Origin of the sequence: Streptomyces lasiicapitis (assembly GCF_014646335.1) — a bacterium.
GTDB classification, from domain to species: Bacteria; Actinomycetota; Actinomycetes; order Streptomycetales; family Streptomycetaceae; genus Streptomyces; species Streptomyces lasiicapitis.
The window spans coordinates 20131-42683 of record NZ_BMNG01000010.1 but is presented as its reverse complement, the minus strand read 5'-3'; the positions used below and the strand labels follow the sequence as shown (position 1 = coordinate 42683).

15 protein-coding genes are annotated in these 22553 nt (G+C 70.4%); 6 read left to right on the top strand and 9 right to left on the bottom strand.

The window, feature by feature from the left end:
* Positions 1-97: 97 nt before the first annotated feature.
* Together IEY91_RS22015 and IEY91_RS22010 are read left to right on the top strand one after the other, a co-directional pair.
* Positions 98-1456 carry a TolB-like translocation protein gene (locus tag IEY91_RS22015; protein WP_189175366.1) on the top strand — a complete coding sequence of 453 codons (1359 nt, stop codon included), beginning with the start codon at positions 98-100 and terminating at the stop codon, positions 1454-1456.
* Positions 1457-1722: 266 nt separating this feature from the next.
* The gene (locus IEY91_RS22010; protein WP_164316902.1) at positions 1723-2373 is read left to right on the top strand and encodes a DUF4360 domain-containing protein; all 651 of its coding nucleotides are present in this window, start codon (positions 1723-1725) and stop codon (positions 2371-2373) included.
* 85 nt (positions 2374-2458) lie between these two features.
* Here the strand turns inward: IEY91_RS22010 and eno are convergent, their stop codons facing one another.
* Complete coding sequence (gene eno, locus IEY91_RS22005) at positions 2459-3736, bottom strand: phosphopyruvate hydratase (RefSeq protein WP_189175365.1); 1278 nt, start codon at positions 3734-3736, stop codon at positions 2459-2461.
* 170 nt (positions 3737-3906) lie between these two features.
* Between eno and IEY91_RS22000 the strand changes: the two genes are divergently transcribed.
* Complete coding sequence (locus IEY91_RS22000; protein WP_164316898.1) at positions 3907-4332, top strand: MarR family winged helix-turn-helix transcriptional regulator; 426 nt, start codon at positions 3907-3909, stop codon at positions 4330-4332.
* 516 nt (positions 4333-4848) lie between these two features.
* The gene (locus tag IEY91_RS21995) at positions 4849-5898 is read left to right on the top strand and encodes a PLL family lectin (protein WP_189175364.1); all 1050 of its coding nucleotides are present in this window, start codon (positions 4849-4851) and stop codon (positions 5896-5898) included.
* A 117-nt stretch (positions 5899-6015) separates the two neighbouring features.
* Here IEY91_RS21995 and IEY91_RS21990 read toward each other — a convergent pair whose 3' ends face one another.
* The 4 genes from IEY91_RS21990 to IEY91_RS21975 form a co-directional block, all read right to left on the bottom strand.
* The gene (locus tag IEY91_RS21990) at positions 6016-7182 is read right to left on the bottom strand and encodes a serine hydrolase domain-containing protein (RefSeq protein ID WP_189175363.1); all 1167 of its coding nucleotides are present in this window, start codon (positions 7180-7182) and stop codon (positions 6016-6018) included.
* Positions 7179-8273, bottom strand: a complete 1095-nt coding sequence (locus IEY91_RS21985; protein ID WP_189175362.1) for an AraC-like ligand-binding domain-containing protein — start codon at positions 8271-8273, stop codon at positions 7179-7181. The genes IEY91_RS21990 and IEY91_RS21985 overlap by 4 nt, the downstream gene beginning before the upstream one ends.
* A 46-nt stretch (positions 8274-8319) precedes the next feature.
* Complete coding sequence (locus IEY91_RS21980; RefSeq protein WP_189175361.1) at positions 8320-9060, bottom strand: SDR family NAD(P)-dependent oxidoreductase; 741 nt, start codon at positions 9058-9060, stop codon at positions 8320-8322.
* Positions 9061-9234: 174 nt separating this feature from the next.
* Complete coding sequence (locus IEY91_RS21975) at positions 9235-10143, bottom strand: GlxA family transcriptional regulator (RefSeq protein ID WP_164327900.1); 909 nt, start codon at positions 10141-10143, stop codon at positions 9235-9237.
* 138 nt (positions 10144-10281) lie between these two features.
* Here IEY91_RS21975 and IEY91_RS21970 point away from each other — a divergent pair, with 138 nt between their 5' ends.
* Entirely contained in the window at positions 10282-10875 is a 594-nt protein-coding gene (locus tag IEY91_RS21970; protein WP_164316886.1) for an MBL fold metallo-hydrolase, read from the top strand.
* Between the two features lie 15 nt (positions 10876-10890).
* Here the strand turns inward: IEY91_RS21970 and IEY91_RS21965 are convergent, their stop codons facing one another.
* Positions 10891-16596 carry a WD40 repeat domain-containing protein gene (locus IEY91_RS21965; RefSeq protein ID WP_189175360.1) on the bottom strand — a complete coding sequence of 1902 codons (5706 nt, stop codon included), beginning with the start codon at positions 16594-16596 and terminating at the stop codon, positions 10891-10893.
* Positions 16597-16984: 388 nt separating this feature from the next.
* Between IEY91_RS21965 and IEY91_RS21960 the strand changes: the two genes are divergently transcribed.
* Entirely contained in the window at positions 16985-17374 is a 390-nt protein-coding gene (locus IEY91_RS21960) for a peptidase inhibitor family I36 protein (RefSeq protein WP_189175359.1), read from the top strand.
* A gap of 206 nt (positions 17375-17580) precedes the next feature.
* On the opposite strand, the gene IEY91_RS21955 is transcribed toward IEY91_RS21960, so the two are convergent.
* The 3 genes from IEY91_RS21955 to lanKC form a co-directional block, all read right to left on the bottom strand.
* Positions 17581-19461: an ABC transporter ATP-binding protein gene (locus IEY91_RS21955; protein ID WP_189175358.1), complete on the bottom strand. Its 1881-nt coding sequence runs from the start codon at positions 19459-19461 to the stop codon at positions 17581-17583.
* An 86-nt stretch (positions 19462-19547) separates the two neighbouring features.
* Positions 19548-19691: a SapB/AmfS family lanthipeptide gene (locus tag IEY91_RS21950; protein WP_189175357.1), complete on the bottom strand. Its 144-nt coding sequence runs from the start codon at positions 19689-19691 to the stop codon at positions 19548-19550.
* Positions 19692-19696: 5 nt separating this feature from the next.
* On the bottom strand, positions 19697-22360 hold the full coding sequence (lanKC, locus tag IEY91_RS21945; protein WP_189175356.1) for a class III lanthionine synthetase LanKC: 2664 nt from the start codon (positions 22358-22360) through the stop codon (positions 19697-19699).
* Positions 22361-22553 lie beyond the last annotated feature (193 nt).

Sequence of the window (22553 nt, the reverse complement as noted above, 5' to 3'; positions counted from 1 at the left end):
CCCCCGAGGGCTCCGCGGTGTTCGCTCGCCCACGGTGCGCCTGCCCGTGACCATGCCCGACGGCACCCTCGGACTGTTGCCGACACAGGAGGAACCGATGACTGTTCGTCTGACTGCCCATCAGCGGACGGCGGCGGCCTGCACTTTGCTCGCCGCCCTCTGCGCCGTGACCGTCCTGTCCCCCGCGGGCGCCTCCGCCGCCCGTACCTCCGCGCCCGGTACCGAGCGGGTGAGCGTCGGCCCGCAGGGAGCCCAGGGCAACGCCGCCTCCACGAGCCCCGCCATCAGCGCCGACGGCCGCTACGTCGCGTTCGTCTCGGCGTCCCGGAACCTGGTCGCGAACGACACCAACGGCACCCCCGACGCCTTCGTACGCGACCTGCGCACCGGGACGACGGAACGCGTCAGCGTCAAGAGCAACGGCAAGGCGAGCCACGGCGTCGTACGGGAGGTCTCCCTCAGCGCCGACGGCCGCTACGTGGCCTTCACCTCCACCGCCGACGACCTCGTGGGCGGCGACCCGAACGACCTCGACGACGTCTTCCTGCACGACCGCCGCACCGGCAGAACGGAACGCGTCAGCCCCACGGGCGCCTCCTACGACGGGCTGCGCGGCCCCCTGACCTACAACCCGGCGGTCAGCGGCGACGGCCGCTACATCGCCTACGCGTCGGGCGCCGCGGACCTCGTCCCCGACGACGCCAATCAGCGCGACGACGTCCTCCTCCACGACCGCAAGAAGAAGACCACCGAGTTGGCACAGCTCACCAGCACCGGACAGCACGGCGAGGGCGACGCGTTCGCCCCCGCCTTCGCCGCCGACGCCGGCGGCCGGTACCTCGCCTTCACCTCCAACGCCCCTGGTCTGACCGACGTGGAGGACCACTCCTCCGCCACCGACGTCTTCCTGCGCGACCGCGAGAAGAACACCACGGAACTCATCACCGTCCCCCACGGCTACAACCGCAAGACCCCCTCCGGGGGCGCCGCCCTCAGCGGCGACGCCCGCTACGTGGCCTTCACCTCCACCTCCGGAGTGCTGCGCCCCGAGGGACCGGCCCCGACCAGCCGGCGCAACGTCTTCGTCTACGACCGCGAGACCAAGCGCATGCGGCTGGTCAGCGCCGCCGCGGACGGCACCCCGGCCAACGGCGACAGCGAAGGCGTCTCCCTGAGCCGCGACGGCCGCTACGCCGCGTTCACGTCCGCCGCTTCCAACCTCGCCCCCGGCGACGACGGCGACAGCAGTGCGGACGTCTTCGTACGGGACATGCTGACCGGGGAGGTACGCCTCGTCAGCCGCGACAGCGAGCCGGTGTCCGAGGACACCCGGCCGGGCCCGCGCACCGGCGTCAGCGACAACGCCGACGCGGTGGTCTTCGACTCCCCGGCCGCAAACCTGGTCCCCGACGACACCAACAGCGCCGCCGATGTCTTCCTGCGCCGCCTGAACTGAACCCCCGCGCTCCGCTTACCTCGCCTGGATCGCTCGGCCGCAGTGGGCCCCGGTGCCATACATGGCCGAAGTTGCCCTAGGCGGCCGCGTTGCTGGTACGTACCATTCGTGACGCCTGAGGCCTCAGTCAGCGGGCGGTCCGCTCGTCCCCATACCCGCCCGCTTGGCATGCACCCACCAGGTTCTTGTGGGTGTGCGCCCCCTCTCCTGAAACCGCTCAAGTCCGACTTTCAGGATTCAGGCCCCATCAACGCGATAGGAAAACCATGGCCGGTGGACTTCTCGCGAGCGGCGCGCTGACAGCGTTGTTCGCCATGGCTCTGGCTCCACCCAGCACGTCCCAAGACGTCCCCACGACTCCCCAACCGCCCACCGACAAGATCCGCGTCGAGGTCGTCACGGTCAATGGATCGGGCTGCCCCGAAGGGACGGTCGCCGTGGCCCCCGCCCCGGACGACTCGGCGTTCACCGTCACCTACAGCCACTACCTCGCCAGCGCGGGAGAGCAGTCCGATCCCGTCGACTTCCGCAAGAACTGCCAGCTCAACCTGCTCGTGCATGCCCCGGAGGGCTACACCTACGCGATCGCGAGCGTCGACTACCGCGGATACGCCTCGCTGCAGCCCGGCGTCAACGGCGTGGAGAAGGCCTCGTACTACTTCCAAGGCTCGCCCGAGACCACGTCGGAGAGCCACCGCTGGCGCGGCCCGTACGCCGACAACTGGCAGGCGACCGACTCCAAACCGTGGGAGGACCTGGACTGGGCGCCGTGCGGTGCCAAGCGGAACCTCAACGTCAACACCGAGTTGCGGGTCCTGCTCGGGTCCACGGACCGCAGTAAGACCAGCTTCATGGCCATGGACTCGACGGACGCCAGGGCGAGCAGCGTCTACCACCTCGCCTGGAAGCAGTGCTAGAACTCGTGAACAGCCGCTGCCCCGAGTGCACCGGGGCAGCAGCTGGACGTTCGGCGGGCCCTCGGGCATCGTCCGCCGACAGGCCCTAGCGGCGCAGGGCGTCCGCGCCCGCGTACCGCGCACTGTCGCCCAACTGCTCCTCGATGCGGATGAGTTGGTTGTACTTGGCGGTGCGGTCGGAGCGGGACAGTGAGCCGGTCTTGATCTGGCCGCAGCCCGTGGCCACCGCCAGGTCCGCGATCGTCGTGTCCTCCGTCTCTCCCGAGCGGTGCGACATGACGATGGTGTAGCCGGCCCGGTGGGCGGCGTCGACGGTGGCCAGGGACTCCGTCAGGGTGCCGATCTGATTGACCTTCACCAGGACCGAGTTGGCGACGCCGGACGCTATGCCCTCGCGCAGGATGGTCTCGTTCGTGCAGAACACGTCGTCACCGGTGAGCTGGCAGCGCGCACCGACCCGTGCGGTCAGGTCCTGCCACCCCGCCAGGTCGTCCTCGGCCATCGGGTCCTCGATCGACACGACGGGGTAGGCGTCGATCAACTTGACCAGGTAGTCGGCGTGTTCGGCCGGTGTGCGCCGTACGCCTTCGCCGGTGTAGTCGTAGACGCCTTCGCGGAAGAACTCGGACGACGCCGGGTCCATGACCAGGCCGATGTCCGTGCCCGGCCGGTAGCCCGTGCGCTCGACGGCGGCGACGACGAAGTCGAGGGCTTCTTCGGCGGTACGCAGGGCAGGCGCGAAGCCGCCCTCGTCGCCCACGCCCGTGGAGTGCCCGGCGGCGAGCAGATCGCGGCGCAGCGTGTGGAAGATCTCGGACCCCATCCGCACGGCCTCGGCGAAGGTCTCCGCGCCGATCGGGGCGATCATGAACTCCTGGAAGTCCAGGGGATTGTCGGCGTGCGCACCCCCGTTGACGATGTTCATCATCGGTACGGGAAGGAGGCGGGCGTCGGAGCCGCCGAGGTAGCGGTAGAGCGGCAGGCGGTGGGCGGCGGCCGCGGCCTTGGCGGTGGCCAGGGAGACCCCGAGGATCGCGTTGGCGCCGAGCCTGGACTTGCTGGGCGTGCCGTCCGTGGCGACCAGGGTGGCGTCGATCCCGGCCTGGTCCTCGGCCTCGCGACCGGTGACGGCGGCCGCGAGCTCCGTGTTGACGTGGCGTACCGCCTGGTCGACGCCCTTGCCGTGCCAGCGGCCCTGCTCGCCGTCGCGGAGTTCGACGGCCTCGCGGGCGCCGGTCGAAGCGCCGGAGGGGACTGCGGCCCGGCCCAGGGATCCGTCGGCCAGTTCCACGTCCACCTCGACGGTGGGGTTGCCCCTGCTGTCGAGGACGCGGCGGCCGGTGACGGAGGTGATGGCGGTCATGGGAGTCCTTCCCGTTGTCGCATGAGTGCCGGGGTTCGGCTGCGGCGACGGTGGCGCGGGACCCGGCGCGAGAAACTCTACAGCAGTGCTGTGCAGTTCTGCTGTTCAGTTGTGCTGCTCAGTCCTGCTGCGCAGATCCGCTGTGCAGGTGTGCTGCGTTAAAATTCGGTATGCCCCTTCCGGAATCCGCCGCCGTCGCGGCCGAACTGCGCACCGCGCTGGGAAAGCTCACGCGACGCGTGAAGCTCGAGGACCAGATGCCGTTCGGCCAGGTGGCCGTCCTCGGCGCGCTGGACCGCAGCGGTGCGATGACGACCAGCGAGCTGGCGGCCGACCAGCGGGTGCGCCCGCAGTCCATGGCCCGAGCCGTCGGACTGCTCATGGAGCAGGGGCTGATCACACGCCGGGCGCATCCGACCGACGGCCGCAAGAGCCTGGTCGACCTCTCCTCGGCGGGGCGGGAGCTCCTTGAGGAGGAGCGGGAGCGCCGGGCGGATTGGCTGGCGCGGGCGATCGAGGCGGAACTGACGGGGGAGGAGCGGGAGTTGCTGGCGCGGGGGATCGGGCTGGTGGAGAGGCTCGCGGCGCACCAATAGGGCTGCCTGGGCCGGCCCGGGGCGTCGCGTCAGCTCAGTGAGCCCTCCATGGCCGGGACGAGGCGCCTGAGCAAGTTCGTACCGATGTCGCCCTGTCTGTACCTCGGGTAGTCCGCGTCACGTGACGGCGCGGTAGTACTCCCGGTCGACCTCCTTGACGCTCGCGTAGGAGGTCCGGCTGCCCCACGTGCACCCCCACGGGCGCTTTGCGTCAACGGCGGCAGGCCGATTTCCGGTAAAGGTGTCCACCGCGCCGAATATCTGTCGGACGCACCACCGTTTCCCTGGCGGACCTCGACCGCGATGACCTTACCGGGTAAGGCAGCCGCCGCCGTCGATGTCAAGCCGCGCTTGGTCGCAAGGGGGCCTTTATGGACTGATGGTGCTTCCAAGACATTCATGGACGAGTGGGGGTCCCTGGACCAGATGTCGTGACTACTGTCCAGGGCGCACGAACCCGCTCCACGAACCCGCTCCATCCCTTCATTCCAGCTCGAATCGATCAGGGGGGTTTCCGTGGCACCAGCGACAACACCGGGCTACGCCTGGAAGGACGGCTTCGGTCTCGGCGGAGGCATCGTCGACGACCCGGCAGTGGCGCCCAACGCCGACGACCGCCTTCAGGTCTTCGTCCGGGGCGGCGGCAGTGACCTCTACACCAAGTGGCAGAACCCGGACTGGAGTTGGTACAAGGACTGGCACCAGTTCCCCAACACCGCGGGCACCGTCGACGGCAGCCCCATCGCCCTGCGCAACCCCAGTGGGCGCGTACACGTCTTCTGGCGCGGCCCCGACAACAGCATCTGGCACCTGTGCCAGCAGGTCATCAACGGCGGGTGGGGCAGCCCCGAGCGGATCGCCTCGGGCGCGGCGAGCAACCCGGCGGCCGCGCTGAACGCGGACGGGCGGATCTCGGTGTTCTACAACGGCACCGACCGCGCCCTGTGGCACGTCGACCAGACCCAGCTCGACTACGCGGGCTTCGGCCGGCCCGACAGCCTCGCCGGTGACACCGGCGCCAACCACAAGCTGGCGCCCACCGTGGCGCGCAACGGCGAGGGGCGCCTGGAAGTCTTCGTCCACGGACTCTCCGACGAGGTCTGGGGCAACGCCCAGAAGGTCGCCGACGCCACCACCAGCTGGGTCGGCTACTTCCGGGTCTCGGACCAGGACGCGGGCGTGATCGGCAGCCCGTTCGCGGTCACCGACGCCGACCAGCGCATCCGCGTCTTCTGGCGGGCCGGCAACACCGGCTTCCACGCCGTCCACCAGCCCGGCTACACCGGGTTCAAGACTCCCCAGGCGCTGACCGGGAAGATCATGGAGACGCCCACGGCCATCCTCGCCATGGACGGCCGCCTGGAGGTCTTCGTCGTCGCCGACGACCGCGCCCTCTACGCCACCGAGCAGCAGAAGGCCAACGAGGACGCCTTCACCCAAGTCGACCGCATCGGCGGCAACTTGCCCGGCCTGCCCATCCCGGCCAAGCACCACGACAACCGGATCCTCGTCGCGCACCGCGGATCCGACAACGCGTTCTGGGCGTTCCAGCAGAACCGGACGTAGCCCCGGACCGGGTGGCGGCCCGCTTCGGCGCAGTCATGGCCGACGGTCGCAGCGAGCCTGTCGCGGCCGACGAAGCGTGGCCGACGGGGCGAGCCGCCACCCCGCCGCCCACCCGCATCACTTGGGGCAGTACTCCGCTTCCATGACGGTGCGCAGGGACGCCGCGTCCCAGTCCCCGTTGTAGTTGAGGGAGAGCTGGTGGCGGCCGTCCGCGGTGCTGGTGGCCAGGGACAGCCAGCCCACCATCCCGCCCCCGTGGCCCCAGACAGTCTTGCCGCAGCTCGTGTCGAACCGCCGCAGGCCGAGCCCGTAGGACATGTCCTCGGCGCCGGGAATGGTGACGGTGGTCTTCATCGCCTTGAGCTGCTTGGGCGGCAGCAGCTTCCCGCGCAGCAGGGCGCCGTAGAACCGGTTGAGGTCGCCCGCGTCGGAGATGATGTCGCCGTCGGCCCAGCCCTGCGACCCGTTCATCTCGGTGATGTCGTCGATCCGGTCGGGCGCCGACCGGAACAGCTTCGAGTAGCCGCGGCTGCTGGGCTGCGGCAGATGGATGCTGTTGCCGGGATTGGCCGTGGCCTTCAGCCCCAGCGGCTTGATGATGCGGTCGCGGACCTCGGCCTCGTACGCCCTCCCGCCGACCTTCTCGACGATCAACCCGGCCAGAACGTAATTGGTGTTGGAGTACGACTGCTTGGCGCCGGGCTCGAACAGCGGCGCGTGGGAGAGCGCCACCTTCACGTGCTTGCGCGGCGGCAGGGTGTCGTAGCGGTGCTTGAGGTAGCCGTCGCCTTCCATGTACGTCGTGCGGTACTTCTCGTCGGCCAGGTAGTCGAAGAGGCCGCTGGTGTGGTTGAGGAGCCGTCGTACGGTGATTTTGCTGCCGTCGTTGCCGTTGCCCCGTACCAGCCCCGGCAGATGACGCTCCACGGTGTCGTCGAGGCTGAGTCTCCCCTCGGCCTCCATCTGGAGGAGAACGGTCGACACGAACGTCTTGGTGATGCTGCCGACGCGGAACCTGTCGTTCTTGCCGCGCGGCTCACCCGTCTTGAGGTTGCCGACACCCGAAGCCGCCTTCCAGACACCGTTGGCGTCACGCGCCTGAGCCGTGACGCCGGGGGTGCCCGCCTTGACGGCCGCGTCCATCGCGCGTTGCGTCGCGCGATGGCCGCCCGCGGCGGAATCGGTGTCGGGCGCCGCCTGGGCGGGGGACACGAAGGCGGCGGCCGCGACGGCTGCCGCCGCGATCCCCACCACGCTGACTCGTGCGCTCTTCCGTAACGTCATCCCATACTCCTCACAGTCGGTTGCCCAGCAAGACCGCGAAGAGGGGCAGAGGGGTTGAGCAGGCCCCGCACGGCGTTCGCATCCAGCGCGAGCGCCCGAACCTCGTTCGGCGGAACTCCATAGGCGCCGCGGAACAGCCGGCTGAAGTCGGCGGGGCGGTGGAAGCCCCAGCGGGCGGCGATCTCGGTGATCGTGCGGTGGCGCTGATGGGGGTCGGTCAAGTCGGCGTGGCAGCGCTCCAGGCGGCGGCGTCGGATCGTGGTGGCCACGGTGTCCGGTTCGTCGCGGAAGAGGAGGTGGAGGGTCCGTACGGAGATGTGGTGGTGGGCGGCGATGGCGGCGGGGCGTAACTCGGGGTCGCCGAGGTGCTGGTCGATGAACGCGTTGATGCGGGACAGCAGCACCGACTTGCGGCTCTCGGCGGGGAGGCTGTCCTGGGCGCCCAGCCGCCCCGCAAGCACGGCGGCCGCCAGATCCACGCCGATGTGGCCGAGCCGGGCCCGCTCGCGTGGGCCGCTGGCGTGGGCGGCCTCGGGAAGCCCCGCGAGGTAGGGGCCAAGGAGCCGCGCCGAACCGGCCCGGGTGGACAGGGGCTCGGCCAGCAGGCGGTCCGCCTTGCCGCTCGCCAGCGGCAGCAGGGACCGAGCCAGCCTCATCAGGGTGAGCCGGACCTGCCGGCCGTGGTCGAGGAAGTCGCACGCCAGCGGGTGCGAGGTCGAGAACAGGGCCATGTCGCCCGGTCCGAGGCAGGCGACGCCACGCTCCTGCTCGAGGCGGATCGGACTGCCGTGCACCAGGACGAGGTAGTACGCCTCGGGGTCGGACCGGCGGATCTGCACGGGGGAGCGGTGGGCTGTCATCGGGGAGAAGCTGAAGAAGGCCACCTGGCTGTCGGGCAGTTCGACGGCGTCCGCCCGGCCCTGGAACACGGCCGCGTGCGCGCTGCGCACCGTCACGGGCATGACTTCGTTGCCGACCATCTCGACCCACCAGTCGAACCGGTCGAGTGCCGGGATGCTGTCGGTACTCACCCTCAGCACCGGCCCCGCCACGTCCCCCTGCTGCCCCGACGTCTCATCGAGAGTGGACATCCCACGATGTTCCCGCACTGGGGAACCAGGAACCAGGCGGCTCCGCTCAGGCGTTGTAGCCGCCGTCGATCCTCAGACGCGTTCCGGTCACGTAGCCGGCCGTGGGCCCCGCGAGGTAGGCGACGGCGTCGGCTACCTCCTCCGGCCTGCCCAGACGTCGCATCGGAAGCGACGGCAGTATTGCCTCGGCGGCGTCCCTGTTGAGCATGTCGGTGTCGATGGCGCCGAGTTGGACGGTGTTGACGGTGATTCCCCGCGGCCCGAACTCATGAGCCCAGACCCGGCCGTAGGCCTCCAGCGCGGCTTTGCCGGCGGCGTAGTCGCCCACGGGCCAGTTGGTACGCTCCGCGGCGGCCGAACTGATGAGGATGATCCGGCCGCCGTCCCCGAGGTACTTGGCGGCCGCCCGGGTCGCCGTCGCCACGGAGGTCACGTTCACCGCGAACTGGCGGGCCATCGCCGCCTCGTCGCGGTCGGGATCCTCGAGCGGGCCCGTGACGAAGGAAGCCGCGTTGTGGACCAGGACGTCGAGTCTCCCGAAGCGCGCGGCGACCTCGTCGACCAGCCGTGCCACCTCGTCCTGCCGCGCCTGATCGGCCTGGAACGCGGCGGCGCGTATCCCGCGCTGTTTGAGGTCGTCGACGAGCGCTGTCGCCTTGGCGGCGGAGTGCACATAGGTGAGGGCGACGTCCGCGCCGGCCTCCGCGAGCCTACGGGCGATGGCTGCGCCGACCCCGCGGGAACCACCCGTGACCAGAGCCGTTTTGCCGGTCAAAGCGTTGTCCATACGATCCACTCCCAGATCCATACGGCCTTCTCCCGGATCCATGCGGCTTTCCCACAGATCAGGCGTGACACCGCCACCCTGGCATCGGGCGGACGGCCCGCGCCTGCCCCTGCCGTGGGTACCCGGAGCCGAGGGCTGCGCGTTCCAACGTCTGCGAAAACCGGGCCAGTTCAGCTACGGAGTGTTGGTGAAGGCCCGGCGATAGGAGCGCGGTGGCACCCCGCGTCGGCGCGTGAACTGTTCGCGCAGGACGGCCGCGCTTCCGTACCCGACGCGGCGGGCGATCTCCTCGACCGGCAGGTCCGTGGTCTCCAGGAGCTCCTCGGCGCTGCTCAGGCGCAGGCTCCGCAGCCAGGCGTGCGGGGTGGTGCCGGTCGCGGCGGTGAAGCGGCGGGCGAAGGAGCGTTTGCTCATCAGGGCGCGCCGGGCCAGTTCCGCGACGGGAAGCGGCTCGTGGAGGTTCTCGCGGGCCCACGCGAGCACCTCGGCGAGCCGCTCGTCGCGGGAGTCCTCGGGGACGGGGGCCGTCAGGAACTGCGCCTGCCCGCCCTCGCGGTGGGAGGGCAGCACCATGTCGCGGGCGACGGCGTTGGCGACCGCGGCGCCGTACTCCCGCCGCAGCAGGTGCAGGCACATGTCGAAGCCCGCGGCGGCGCCCGCGCCTGTGATGATGGGCCCTTCGTCGACGTAGAGGGCGTCGGGTTCGACGGTGACCTCCGGGTGGCGGCCGGCCAGGAGTTCGGCGAACCGCCAGTGGGTGGCCGCCCTCCGGTCGTCGAGCAGCCCGGCCGCGGCGAGCGCGAACGCGCCGACGCAGTGGGCCGCGACCAGCGCCCCGCGCTCGTGCCCGGCCTTCAGCGCGTCGAGCACGGCGGGAGCGGGCGGCGTACGAAATTCCGTCCAGGGGAGGGCGATCAGCAGATCGGCGGAGGCGAGGCGGTCCAGGCCGTGCTCGATGGTGACGGGCACGCCGACGTCGGTGGGGACCGGTCCCGGCCGGTCCGTGCACAGGGCGAAGTCGAAGACGGGCAGCCCCGCCCCGTGCGGGGCGAACACCTCGGTGACGACACCGACGGCGAGCATGCCGACTCCGGGCGGGACATACGCGGCGACGTTCACGAAGGGCGGCACCGGAGCAGTGTGCCACGTTGGCACGAAACCTGCGATCAGTGGCAGCAGTGCCACTCGTGAGCAGTCGATCTTCCCGGAAATATTGAGGCCATGACAGACGCACCGGTCGGCCGCAGCGCCGCATACACGATCCTGACCACCGGCTACGTGGGCTCCACGGGCCCCGGAGTGGCCGCCACCGTCTCCTACATATCCGACGCCGGCCGTCACGTGATCTTCGACCCGGGCATGGTGGCGTCCCGCGACGACATCCTCGCCCCGCTCGCCGAGCTCGGCCTCGGCCCCGACGACATCACCGACGTCGTACTCAGCCACCACCACCCGGACAACACCATGAACGTGGGCCTGTTCGGCAAGGCCCGGGTGCACGACCACAAGGTGGAGTACCTCGGCAACAAGTGGCGCAACCGGGACGCGGAGGGCTACGAACTCACCCCGTCGCTCCGCCTGATCCGCACCCCGGGCCACAGCCACGAGGACATCACCCTGCTCGCGGGTACCGACTCGGGCGTCGTCGCCTTCGCCGGTGACCTGTGGTGGCACGCGGAAGGACCGGACGACGACCCGGTGGCCCCGGACCGCGCGGTGCTGAGCGCCTCCCGGCTCCGGGTGCTGGCCGCCGCGGACCTGATCGTGCCCGGCCACGGCGGCGCCTTCAAGGCCGACGAGAACACGCCCCGCTAGCCGCGGCGCCCGGCACTACTCAGGGGACTGATCCGGGAGGTCGGCCTCCGTGCGGCCCAGCACGATCTGGTCGTACAACGCCCCACCGCCGACGGTCCGCAGACTGAGCCCCCGCACCCGGAAGTCGGCCTGGGCACGGGTGAGTTCCCACAGGTCGAGGCGGACCGTCGTCCATGTGGACGGCGGTGCGGGGATGTCGACCTGAGCCAGGATCGCGGCGCCCGGCCAGGTGGTGGCACCGGCGAGGACCACCACCGAGGGGGCGTTCCAGGCGGGGCCGATGCGCAGGCCCATGGCGTTGGTGGCGGTCCCGGTCGCCTTCCAGGCGAACTGGAAGTACCGGTACTGGCCCGGCTCGGGATGCTCCGCGATCTCGAAGTCCCACTCGGGGAGCACGTGGCCGAAGGGCGCGAAGTACGCGGGGTGCGCGTCGGCCGCGGAGACGCCGTCCGTGACGTCCAGCCGGACGCAGGTGCCTCCCTCGGGGCGGGCGTCGCCGCGCTGGAAGGAGAGCGCACCGTGTGTGAGCGTACGCAGATCGCTCGCCCGGTCCTCGAAGAGGGTCGCCCGGTCCCGCTTCTTGACGACATCCCGGTGGGAGTTGCCCAGGACGTCGCCGTGGAAGACCAGTTCACCCATGCGGAGGTTGCCCACGGGCCAGGCGCCGCCGCCGGTCGTGACGAACCGGAACCAGGAGGCGACCAGCGGGGTGGCGAACATGTGCGTGTGCACGGCCTTGTCGGACAGCAGCATCGGGCCGTCGACCCAGTGTCCCGCTTCGGTGTCCCACCACTGGAGCCGGACATCGCGCAGCCACGACTCCGGATGCGCGGGGTCCTCGGCGATCGTGACACCGCGCAACCGCACCAGGGTGCGGTACGTGTCGACGGTCATCTCGAACTTGCCGTGCCAGCCGCTGTCCACGTTGTTGACCACCCACCAGGGCAACCACGGCCTCGCGGGCGGCTGCGCGCTGCCGTCGATCAGGAGGTTGTAGTCGTTCTGCTGCGACAGATAGATCTCCTGATCCCGGTCGAGCAGCCGCGTCCGGAACACGACCCCCGTCTTCTTGAGCAGATTGTCCGTGAGGGGCTTCGGCGTCGCGTCGGCGTTGCCCCATGTACGGCGCACCAGCGGGGTCGGGTCCGGGGCGCGCAGCTTGGTGCGGATGTCCTGCTCGGTCGGGGTGAGCCTGCTCTGCCAGCGGGGCCGCAGTTCGGGGGAGAAGCGGGCGACGGCGCCCATCCAGGTCGCGGCCAGCAGGTCACCGTCGGGCAGCCAGGCCGGGACCGGCAGCGCTTTGAGGTCCACCGTGCCGACGACGGCGCCGTCGCGCGTCAGGACGGCCAGGGTGCCCAGCTCGCTGCCGACGGCGATACGGGTCCCGTCGGGCGAGACGCGGGGGCGGCGCAGCAGATCGTCGCCGGTGTACGTCCACAGCAGCCCGCCGTCGGCGCCGAACACCTTCAACTGCCGGTGCTTGGTGACCGCGATGAGGGAGCCGTCGCCGGAGACGGACACCTCGTCGGCCGCGGCCGCGATCGTATTGCGGAGCACGCCGCCACGGATGACGAAGAGACGGCCGCCCTCGGTGTCCGACCAGATGACGACGGTGCTTCTGTCCCGGCTGACCACGCCACCGCCGAAAATACCGATGTCGGCCACGCGCAGCGACCACAGCGTCGCCCCGTTCGCCGCCGAGAGCCCGGTGATCCGGCCCGCCGCGTACGTGATGAGCGTGGCGTTGTCGGCGGCGAGCAGCCGCAGCGGTGTCCGCTGGTGCTCCGCCCACCACTGGTGCGCCCACCGCTCGGCTCCCGACTTGTCCCAGACGGCAAGGCCGAGATCACCGCAGGTGGCGACCCAGGAACCGTCGGGCGCCACCGCGAAGTTGTTCAGGCCGAGGTCGTGGCCCAAGCCGCCGCGCGCCCAGTCGGTGGCCCGTTTCGGCACGCCGAACAGCGCGAACCGGCGCAGGGCCGCGCCGGCCGGGTCGAGCAGGTACAGGTGGTAGCCCTCGGCACTGAGCACGTCGAAGCCCTGCGCGGCGAACCCGCCCGCGTGGGCGACGGGCGCGTACGCGAAGTGATGCCCGAGCCGCTGCCGCCACGTGGTGCGGCCGGTGGCGAGATCCAGACCGTGGACGTTGTGGTCCCAGTTGAACGCCGTGAGCGCCGCGCTCTTGCCGTCCGCCGCGACGACGACATCGCGGACGTGCGGGCCGAACGCGTCCTCGGAGGCCGTCGGCAGCGGGCCGTGCACCACCGGTACGACGGCGTACAGCCTGCCGGGGACGGTGCGCAGGTCGGCGGTGAACTCGTTGCCAAGGAGTGTGGTGACGGGTTTGCCGGTGAGCAGGTCGACCACCTGGTGCAGCAGCGGAAGCCGGACCTTGATCCTTGCCATGACAGGGATCCGGTGGCCGCACAGCAGACCCACCCGCCAGGCCAGGCCCGGCTCCCAGTCGAGCATCGTGTTGTTGACCGCCCAGATGTAGCGGACGCCGCCCGCGGTCCACTCGCTGAGCTGCACCTCCGGGTTGTCGACGCACTCGGCGTAGGGCGTCACGGCGCTCAGCGCGGTACGCAGCTTGGCGGCGTGCTCCAGGAAAAGAGTGCGCAGTGAGGCGTACGCGGCATCGTTGTTCAGGATGGGCTGCTGATAGCCATGGACGCTCTGCTGCTGGGTCTTCTCCACGTGATCGAAGCCGATGTCGAGCCTGGTGAAGCCCGTGACCCGGTCCGCGTGGCAGGTGGCGTCGGCGAACACCGGAACGTCGGCCGCCGCAAGGGCCGCGGTCAACGGCGGGTCCAACTCCACGGTCTGGCCCACCACCAGCACCGCCTGATAGCGGCGCAGCACCTCGGCGCTCACGTCCTCGGTGAACACGAACGACGCCGGGCGCTGCGCGTACAGACAGGCGTTGTACGCCTCGTACAGCCGCTGGGTGTAGACGCCGGCGTACTGCCCCTCGTTGAACTCGATGCGCTGCATGCGCGTGGAGACGACGATGGCGACGGGGTCGGCGCTCTGCGCCCCGGCCGTCACCGGACCGAGGCGGGCGCACAGGTCGAACAGGGCGCGCAGGACCGAGGTCTTGCCCGCGCTGCCGCTGCGCGCGTGGCCGGGGACGCCGCCGCTGGAGCCGCCGCGCTCCTCCAGGGCATGGAGTCCCTCCACGTGCTCGGCCCCGATGTCGGTGACCATGCCCGTGCCGCTCGTGCCGCGCATCACCTGCTGAAGGACCGTCGGCATGATCATCCCGCCGGTGCCGTCGTCGTTCCCCAACTCCGGGTGGCCCCAGGCCGGTTTGCCCGGCCTGCGATAGAAGTCGACCATGTGCCGCGTGACCTGCGGCGGCTGGATCTGCTCGGCCTGGAAGTGCAGGTCGACCTCGTCGGCGCCCGTGAACACGATCTGCGGCGGCACCTGCCGCTCGCGGTACGGGGCGGTCATCGTGCCGACGCCGTTCGGCAGCACCGACTTCAGGACCGTGCGGAAGTGGTCCGCGACATCGCGCTTGTGGGCGAAGGTCCGGTCGCTGACGGTGTCGAGCACGGCCAGCCAGGCCCCGTTCGCCGTCTCCGCCTGCGCCACGGCCTGCCGGTACGCCGTCCGCTCGGCCTCGTCCTTCGCCGCGGCCTCGTCGACGATGCCCGGCCACAGCCACCAGTTCGCTCCCCAGGTCCAGCCCCGGAACGCGGCGTAGGACCGGAACTTGCTGGTGACGTCCTTCAGATCGGAGTCGAGCTTCGCCAGGTCCCGGCGCTCGAAGTTCTTCGGTGTCCCCTGCGGGAGGAAGGGCAGGAAGGCGTCGTTCGTCAGCAGGATGGCCTGTGCTTCGATCCCGTACGCGCCATACGCGGCGATGGCGCGGCGCTGGGGATCCTCGACCATGCCCTTGCCGGGGGCGACGCCGTCGGGTGTCTGCGTCAGGCGTGTCTTGAGGTCGGGACCGGGGCCCTGGTCGATGCCCTGATCGGCGGCGACCGTGCCGTACGCGCCGGGCTCGGCGCGGTCCACGAAGAGGTTGATGCCGAGGGCGCGCGCCCGGGCGACGTACGCCTTGGTCGCCTCCGGCATGTCCTTGAAGTCCGGCAGATCCAGGCTCTGCCGGGCCTGCTGCTTCGCCCGGGGGTCCGCCGGGAAGCCCTTGGCGTAGATGTCGGCGTACTGCGTGATGTGGTAGCCGGGCCGCTCGGCGAGCCCCGGACCGATGTCCAGGTACTGCGGCGCGACGGTGAAGCCCTGCACCTCCGCGTCCAGAACATGACGGCCCGGTTCGAGCCCACGCGTGACGTCCGCGCCGAAGGCCGACGTGCCCGTGCCGTCCGCACCCAGGGGCACGTCCCGCGCGGCGACCTCCTTGCCTTCGCGCAGCAGCCGGACGTGCACGGACGTGGGCAGTTGAGTCCCCGTCGCCGTGCGGGCCTGGACGGTGATCTTGTCGGCGGGTGTGCCCTGGGGGTCGCCGAGCGATTCGCCCCGGCCGTAGTGGAAGCGGTTCGCCGGGGTCCAGATCGACACCGTGCCGCGCGAATTGGGCTGTCGTACCTCGACGATGCCGTCGACGACGTACTCGCTGTACCGGCCGTCGGTGTCGGCCGACACCCGCACCTGATACAGGCCCCGGGCGGCGGCGGGCGGGGTGACGCCACCGGCCGTCAGCGGGAGTTCGGTGAACTCCGGTACGCCCAGGGGCCGCAGCCACACCCTCAGCCGAGGCCGGCTCGCCCAGCGCCCCGGATCGTGGGTGATGGTCAGCGGCACGCGCGCCCCGGCCGTCCACACGTCCGAGTCGTACGTCACCGTCAGCCGCTCGACGTCGGCGAAGACCCGGCCGATCAGCGCCCCGTCGTCCCGGCGGTAGCGCTCGAACAGCGTCACGTGGTCCCTGCGCGCGGACTGGGTCACCTGGTCCGACCGCCGGACGAGGAACTCCTGGTCGCGGACCCTGAGGTCCGTCACCTCGTGGTCGCTGTCGGGCAGGGCGAGGGTGCGGGTGCCGACCGGGTTCCCCTCCAGGTCGTAGACCTTCACCTCGCTCCCGCCGGACAGGACGTAGAGATACCCGTCGTCGGACACGTCGTACCCGCTGAGAACGAAGCCCACGGGCTTGGCCTGCACGGGCTTGCCCACGGGCGTCCCGTCGAACGTGCACATGCGGATCACCCCGGACTGCCACGCGGTGACGAGCAGCTTCCGCTCCTCCGCCACCCGCAGACCGACCGTGTGCCTGCGGTCCTTGGGGTCGCTGCTCAGCCGGCTGAGGTCGATGGTGTCCACGACCTTGTCCGGCTTCTCCGGGTTCAGCCGCAGCACCCGCAGCGCGTGCTGGTCCATCGCGTAGAAGTCACCGGAGGGCCCCGCCTCCACGGCGGGCGGCGCGAAGTAGCCGTCGGTGTCGTTGACGGTGAACTCGTCGAAGGACCCCAGCGGACGGAACTCCGCGTCCCAGAACGACACCCGGTGCAGGAAGTGATGCTCGGCCGTCGCGATCACGCCCGCCCTGTTGGCCGTCACCGCCAGCAAGGCGTTCCCCACCTTGCCCACGCGCTGGGTCGCCCCGTCCAGGGGAAGCCGCAGCACGACACTGGCCGGGAAGGCCGAACTCGCCACATACACATTCCCGTCCCGGCCGACACCCAGCCGCGCCGCCCATGGCTCGAACGAGGGGTCGTGCCTGGGAATGATCTGGTGCAGCGTCCTCGTAGTCCCCACGGCGGCCTACCCCCTTGTTGTCACCCCGCATGCGGCACCGCTGGATCACGTGATCAGGCTCGCAGAGGGCGATCGAGGGTGTTGTCACCCGATGGGGTGATGTTGCAAGTTGGCCGATATCGAACGTAAGTGAGGGGTGGTCACGATTCCTCGCGGCTGTGGACGGCGGTTCCGGTGCGAGGAGGGCCACCTCGGGCCCGGGCGCGAACCTCGTACGGAATGCGGACATCCAATTGGAATCCGGACGTCCATCCGGAAACGCCTCGAATGGGCCGGATACGAGCCGAACTTGGGCCGAATCGCTAGTAGTCGGCGAATCCCCCTGCCGTCCAAACTCCTCCATGGCGCCCACGGGTCGCACGGTGCGGCAGGCGCCAGAGGAGGATCAGTGAATCGTCGTACGGGATTCGCGCTGGCCATGACCACCGCCTTGGCCGGTGCCACGCTCGCGGTCGCGCCCACGGCGCAGGCGGACGTGGCGTCACCCACCGGCTACGGCAACTGCCCGGCGAACTACATCTGTTTCTACTCCGAGAAGGACGGCAACGGGCAGAAGTGCCAGTGGTCCACGAGTAACACGAACACGCGCCCCCAGTGTTCGTGGATGTCGGCCGGCACGAACACCCGCTCCGTCTACAACCGCACCAACAGCCGGTTCCACTACTACCACAACGCCAACTACACGAACCGCATCGGCAGTACCACGGCCGGCAACAGGGGCAACCTCGCCGGGACCTACACGATCGGCTCTCTCTGTGCAGGTTCCTGCCCGGGCTGAGTGCGCGCCCCAGAACCGCGAGAGGCACCCTCTAGCGCGTGCCCCGAGGTATGACGCACTCCCGTGAACACGCGCGACAAGCCAACCTCGGGCGGCTGGCACGCCGTTCCTGCTCCCGAAGCGTCTCTGAGGGAGCAGGAACAGCTCCCCGTCACCGATGGCGCTCCCTCGACGTGCATCACGAGTCGACCTGATCAGACACGACCTCAGCGTGCGACCGGTACCCCGTGCTGTGCCCGGTGCAGCCGTGCATACCAGCCTCCGGCGTCGAGGAGTTCCTGGTGGCGTCCGCATTCGACGACGCGGCCCGCTCGCATCACGAGGATCTGGTCGGCGTCACGGACGGTGCTCAGGCGGTGGGCTATGACCAGACAGGTGCGGGAGCGCAGGAACTCGCCCATGGATTCATGGATTTCCTGCTCGGTGACGGTGTCGGAGTGCGAGGTGGCCTCGTCGAGTACGACGATCGGCGGGCCTTTGAGGAGCAGCCGGGCGAGAGCCAGGCGTTGGCGTTCGCCGCCGGAGAGGCGGAGCCCGCGATCGCCGATGACGGTGTCGAGACCATCCGGGAGTCCCTTGATGGCGGGCCAGACACGAGAGTCGTGACAGGCGGTCTCCAGTTCCTCGGTCGTGGCGTCCGGGCGGGCAAGGAGCAGATTGGCGCGGATGGTGTCGTTGAAGAGGAATGTCTCCTGCGGCACGATACCGATCGCCGAGCGCAGGTCGTCCAGACGCAGGCGCCGGACGTCCACGCCGTCGATCAGTACGCGGCCCGAGTCCACGTCGAAGGAGCGCGTGAGCAGGCGAGCCAGGGTGGACTTGCCCGCTCCGGAGAGGCCGACGATGCCGACGGTGGTACCGGGTGCCGCGACGAAGCTGAGGGCGGCGAGGGCGGGTCGTGGTCCGTGGGTGTTGGCGGGGAGGGCGTCGGTGAGCGGGCCGCTGTCGAGGAGTTCCGCGTCGAGGCGCAGGGCGACTTCGTCGGCGAGGTCGGCGTCCTGGTCCCCGGTGAGTGAGGAGACGGCCAGGTCGTGGGGCGGTGGATAGGCGAAGTCGACCTGCCGGAACTCCACAGAGGGCGCCTGGTGCGCGCGTGCGGGCAAGCGACGGGCATCCGGGGCGTCGACGATCTGGGGCTCGAACGCCAGCACTTCCTGGATCCGGTCGAACGCGACCCGGCCTGCGATCAGTTCCACGCGGAGCCCGGGCAGAGCGGTCAGCGGCCCGAACAGCCGGGCCAGCAACGACAGCAGGGCGATCACCGTGCCCAGCGTGAGCGAGCCGGAGATCGCGAGGCGGCTGGCGACGAGGTAGATCAACGCGGTGACCAGGGTGACCATCAGGATGAGCGAGCCGGTGAGCGCGGCCGCGAGCGAGGCGCGGCGTACCGAGGCGTCGCGGACACGGGCTGCCAGGAGCCGGAACTGCGGTGTGTCCCGGTCGGAATGGCCATAGTGGCGGATCACCTCGGCACCGCCGGAGCTGAGCCGTTCGGCGACCAGCGAGTCGAGGTCGGCGAAGGCCGCGAGCATGCGTTGATTGACCTTGCGCAGCGCGATCGTGAAGTGGGACGTGAGCAGGTAGAGCACCGGGAGCAGGAGCAGCACGAGCCCGGCGAGCCGCCACTCCATCGCCATGACGGTCAGGCCCGTGGTCAGGAGCAGGAACAGCGCGGAGACGGCGGCGGGCAGCGTGCCCGCGATCACTTGTTGCACGCCCGCCACGTCGCCGTGCAGGCGGGAGACGAGGGCGCCGGTCCTGGCGACGGAGAAGAATCCGAGCGACTGCCGTTGCAGATGCGCGAAGACGTTGGTACGCATGCGCAGGACGACGTCTTCGGCGAGGCGAGTGGCGAACCGCCGCTCCAAGTAGGTCAGGGCGGCCTGGGCGGCACCGAGGGCGGCCAGAGCGCCCGTCATGGCCCACACCATGCCTTCGTCGCGGCGCAACACACCGTCGTCGATGAGGCGTTGCGCGACCACGGCGGGGGCGACGGTGGTCGCGGCCAGGGCCACGATCAGTACGACCAGGAGCGCGACACGGGCTCGATGGGGTCGCAGGACGCCGAGCAGTCTCCGCTGCGGCATGTACGTCCGCCTTCCGGTGAGGAGGGTGGACCGGCTGCTCGGGACGGGATCCGGAACAGCCGGCCCTTCGCGGTGCCTGGTTCAGGTCAGCAGTCGCGGCACGTGATCGACAAGCTGCTGAGGTTCGGGGACGGGACGCAGCAGAACACGCTGGAGGCGTTGCTGTTGCTCAAATCATCCATCTCGGCGCTCGTTTCGGCGCCCAGACCCTGGAGGTCGTAGATGGCCATGCGTTTCACCTCCTCTCAGGCGTCGCGGTGGCTGGGCTCAGGCTCGGCCCTGAGGGCTCGACCTGAGGCTCGGGAGGCAACAGAAACGGCAGGGACGGGCGCAGTGTCGTCTTCCGCTCCCCTTCGTTGACGGCGGCCAGGGCCAGCAGAACGCCTGCCCCACCCGTCGCGAGGTCCATCGACATGCGCAGCAGGTTCGTGCCGGGGAAGGCCATGCGGCCCCGCCAGTGGAGGACGTGCCAGTCGAGGATGTGGGCCTGACGGGCTGCGGTGCCTGGGGCGACCGCGTGGTGGGCGTTGAAGAGCAGCAGTCCCGCCGCGCCCCCGAAGAGGCCGGGGAAGGGGCAGAAGGACGGGACGACCGCGCGCCGGATCGCCGCCAGCGCGGCCATGAACTCGGGATCCTGACGGTGCGTCATGTACCGGTCGAGGGCGATGCCGATGCCCGCGCTGCCCGCAGCGAGATAGGGCATCAGCCGGAATCCCTCGTTGACGAAGAGCGCGCGGCCCTCCGCACGTGTGCCGCCCTCCGAGTGGGCGCAGCGCCGCAGGTCCTGCCGCAGCGCGGTCGCGGCCGCGTCGAGATGGCGCGTGTCGCCGGTCTCTTCGTAGAGCGTGGTCAGGAAGAGTGCTGGGCCCGCCGAGCCCTGCATCAGGCCGGCGTGCGGATGGGCGCCACCGCTTGTTTCGGCGACGTCCGCCACATCGCCGAGGAGGGCGTGCACGCGCTCTGCGGTGTCCAGCGCCCGCTTCAGATACTGGTCGTCGTCGCAGGCGCGGGCGAAGTGCAGCCAGTTCAGCCCGATGCCGGCCAGCCCCTCGGTCAGGCTGAGGTCGGTGTCAGGGGTTGCGGCCCGCGGAAGCCGGGCGAGAAGGTCCACAGCGGCGTCCCGGTGGCCGAGCTCCCACAGGGCGTACGCGATGCCGTGCCGGCCGTTGTACAAGCCGGCCCGCCCGTCCGGCTCCTCCCGGTGGACGCGGTCGAGCAGCCAGCGTTCCGCCGCCGGAACCTCACACGCGCCCGCCGTCCGCAGCGCCCACAGCACCCCGGCCGCACCGTGCGCCAGTCCGAGCCCGGCGTCGGAGTGCAGGAACTGGGCGATGTCACCGGGGAACACCCGGTCGTCGCGCTCGGGGCTGCGGCTGGCGGCGATGGCCGCCGTGATGGACGACCTCACTTCGGCCCAGGCGGCGGGGCCGAAGTCGACCCGGCACGGCAGGGGGGAGACGGACGGGCGCCCGGTGAGTGTCTCCAGGGCATCGTCGAACCACCCCGGCGGCACGTCGTAGCGGTCGGCGATGACCCCGGCGAGCTGTGCCGCCTTGGCCGGGTTCAGCGGGATCAGCGAGGTCAGCGGCGCAAAGATCGCGAGCTTCAGCGCGGCGAGCGCATACAGGTCCACGTCCGTGCCGGTACGGTCGCGCGGCGCGCCGAAGCCCGGGTTGGCCATCACCTGACGGCCGCCCTCCTCGACGAACCAGCCCGCCTCGAAGTCGATGAGCCGGACCTGCCGCGCCCCGGCCGCCTCCTCGTCCTGTGTCGGGCACAGGATGTTGTAGAGGTGCAGGTCGCCGAAGACCACACCGCGCTGGTGCAGGTCTGCTACGGCCTCGGCGACGCGCTCCCATACCGACATCGCCCAGTCGCGGAACGCGGCGAGGCGCTCCGGGCTCGGCGGGACGTCGTCCACCAGAGGGTTGCGTCGGGCGGCCGCGGTGAAAAGGGGCTCGCCCGCGACGAACTCCTCGACCAGGAACTCGTGGCCTGCTGCGCTGTGACAGCCTTTCAGCTCGGCCACGGCCGGCAGTCCGGCGAGGTGCCTCAGGATGTCCCGCTCTCGCCGTACCCGGGTCACGGCGTCTCGGCCTTCGCGGTCCACTCCGGCGTACGGTCGCCCCTCTTTCACGGCCACCTTTTCGCCGTCGGTCCTCATTCGCCCCTCGTAGACACCGCCGCCGTTGGAGTAGTGCAGGGCGCTGACGATCTCGAAGGGCAGCTGGTCGACACGGGTGGCGTTGCGGCGGTCGAGGTCCGGCTTGAGGAACGAGGGCAGCTGAACCCAGTCCGGGACGCTGAACACCGGGCCCCGCGCGTCGGGCACCAGGTTGCCGTCGACGTCCTCGACCGCCACGGTTTCGCGCCCGTCCGGGCCGGTGAGGGTGCGTGGTGCGAAGGCGCCGTAGCGCACGTAGACCGGGCCCTCCGCCCAGCGCAGGTCGCTGAGGATGTATGGGCCCGGGGTGCCGGCAAGCAGTTCCCCGAGGTCGGTGACAGTGGTGTGCAGGTGCTGTTCGTCCAGGGGGTAGATCGTGGCGAGCTTGCCGCTCCCTGCCCGCTCCGCGTACTTGGCGTTGCGTCGCTGGTACTCGCGGGCGCCGGGCACCACCTTGAACGTCAACGAGCGGGCGACGCAGTAGTCATACACCACCTGGACGACTTCGGCGGACCGGTCGACGGCGGCCGAGACGTGGACCTTCCATCCTTGGGCCGGGAGGTGGACGCCGGGTGGCTGGTAGTACACCCATGCGGGCTCGGCGATCCGCCGCCAGCCGTCCGGTGCCACGGCCTCCCGCACGGGCGGGAACAGGGCCTCGTCCGTGAGGTCGTGGCCACGGCGGTCGTAGAAGTCCGGATCGGCCGCACAAAATGCTTCGTACAGTGCCTCCACGCCTCGTCCCCCTTCTTCTGCTTCCTGCAGCCAGTGCACTTCCTTCAGGCAGCACAGGTTCAAGATGGGGTGAGCACGCGCGAGGTGTCGTTGTCCGTTCGCGCAGTGGGCTTGTCGATTCACGCAAGAGCCAGCCGGGCGGGGCCGACTGTCCGTTGGAACGGATGGAGCGTGTAGGCGAGTTGAACGTCGT

What these genes read in the sequence shown, in the direction of transcription:
- IEY91_RS22015 (WP_189175366.1), top strand. Translation starts at nt 98, where the DNA reads ATGACTGTTCGTCTGACTGCCCATCAGCGGACGGCGGCGGCCTGCACT.
- IEY91_RS22010 (WP_164316902.1), top strand. Translation starts at nt 1,723, where the DNA reads ATGGCCGGTGGACTTCTCGCGAGCGGCGCGCTGACAGCGTTGTTCGCC.
- eno (WP_189175365.1), bottom strand. Translation starts at nt 3,736, where the DNA reads ATGACCGCCATCACCTCCGTCACCGGCCGCCGCGTCCTCGACAGCAGG.
- IEY91_RS22000 (WP_164316898.1), top strand. Translation starts at nt 3,907, where the DNA reads ATGCCCCTTCCGGAATCCGCCGCCGTCGCGGCCGAACTGCGCACCGCG.
- IEY91_RS21990 (WP_189175363.1), bottom strand. Translation starts at nt 7,182, where the DNA reads ATGACGTTACGGAAGAGCGCACGAGTCAGCGTGGTGGGGATCGCGGCG.
- IEY91_RS21985 (WP_189175362.1), bottom strand. Translation starts at nt 8,273, where the DNA reads ATGTCCACTCTCGATGAGACGTCGGGGCAGCAGGGGGACGTGGCGGGG.
- IEY91_RS21980 (WP_189175361.1), bottom strand. Translation starts at nt 9,060, where the DNA reads ATGGACAACGCTTTGACCGGCAAAACGGCTCTGGTCACGGGTGGTTCC.
- IEY91_RS21975 (WP_164327900.1), bottom strand. Translation starts at nt 10,143, where the DNA reads ATGCTCGCCGTCGGTGTCGTCACCGAGGTGTTCGCCCCGCACGGGGCG.
- IEY91_RS21970 (WP_164316886.1), top strand. Translation starts at nt 10,282, where the DNA reads ATGACAGACGCACCGGTCGGCCGCAGCGCCGCATACACGATCCTGACC.
- IEY91_RS21955 (WP_189175358.1), bottom strand. Translation starts at nt 19,461, where the DNA reads ATGCCGCAGCGGAGACTGCTCGGCGTCCTGCGACCCCATCGAGCCCGT.
- IEY91_RS21950 (WP_189175357.1), bottom strand. Translation starts at nt 19,691, where the DNA reads ATGGCCATCTACGACCTCCAGGGTCTGGGCGCCGAAACGAGCGCCGAG.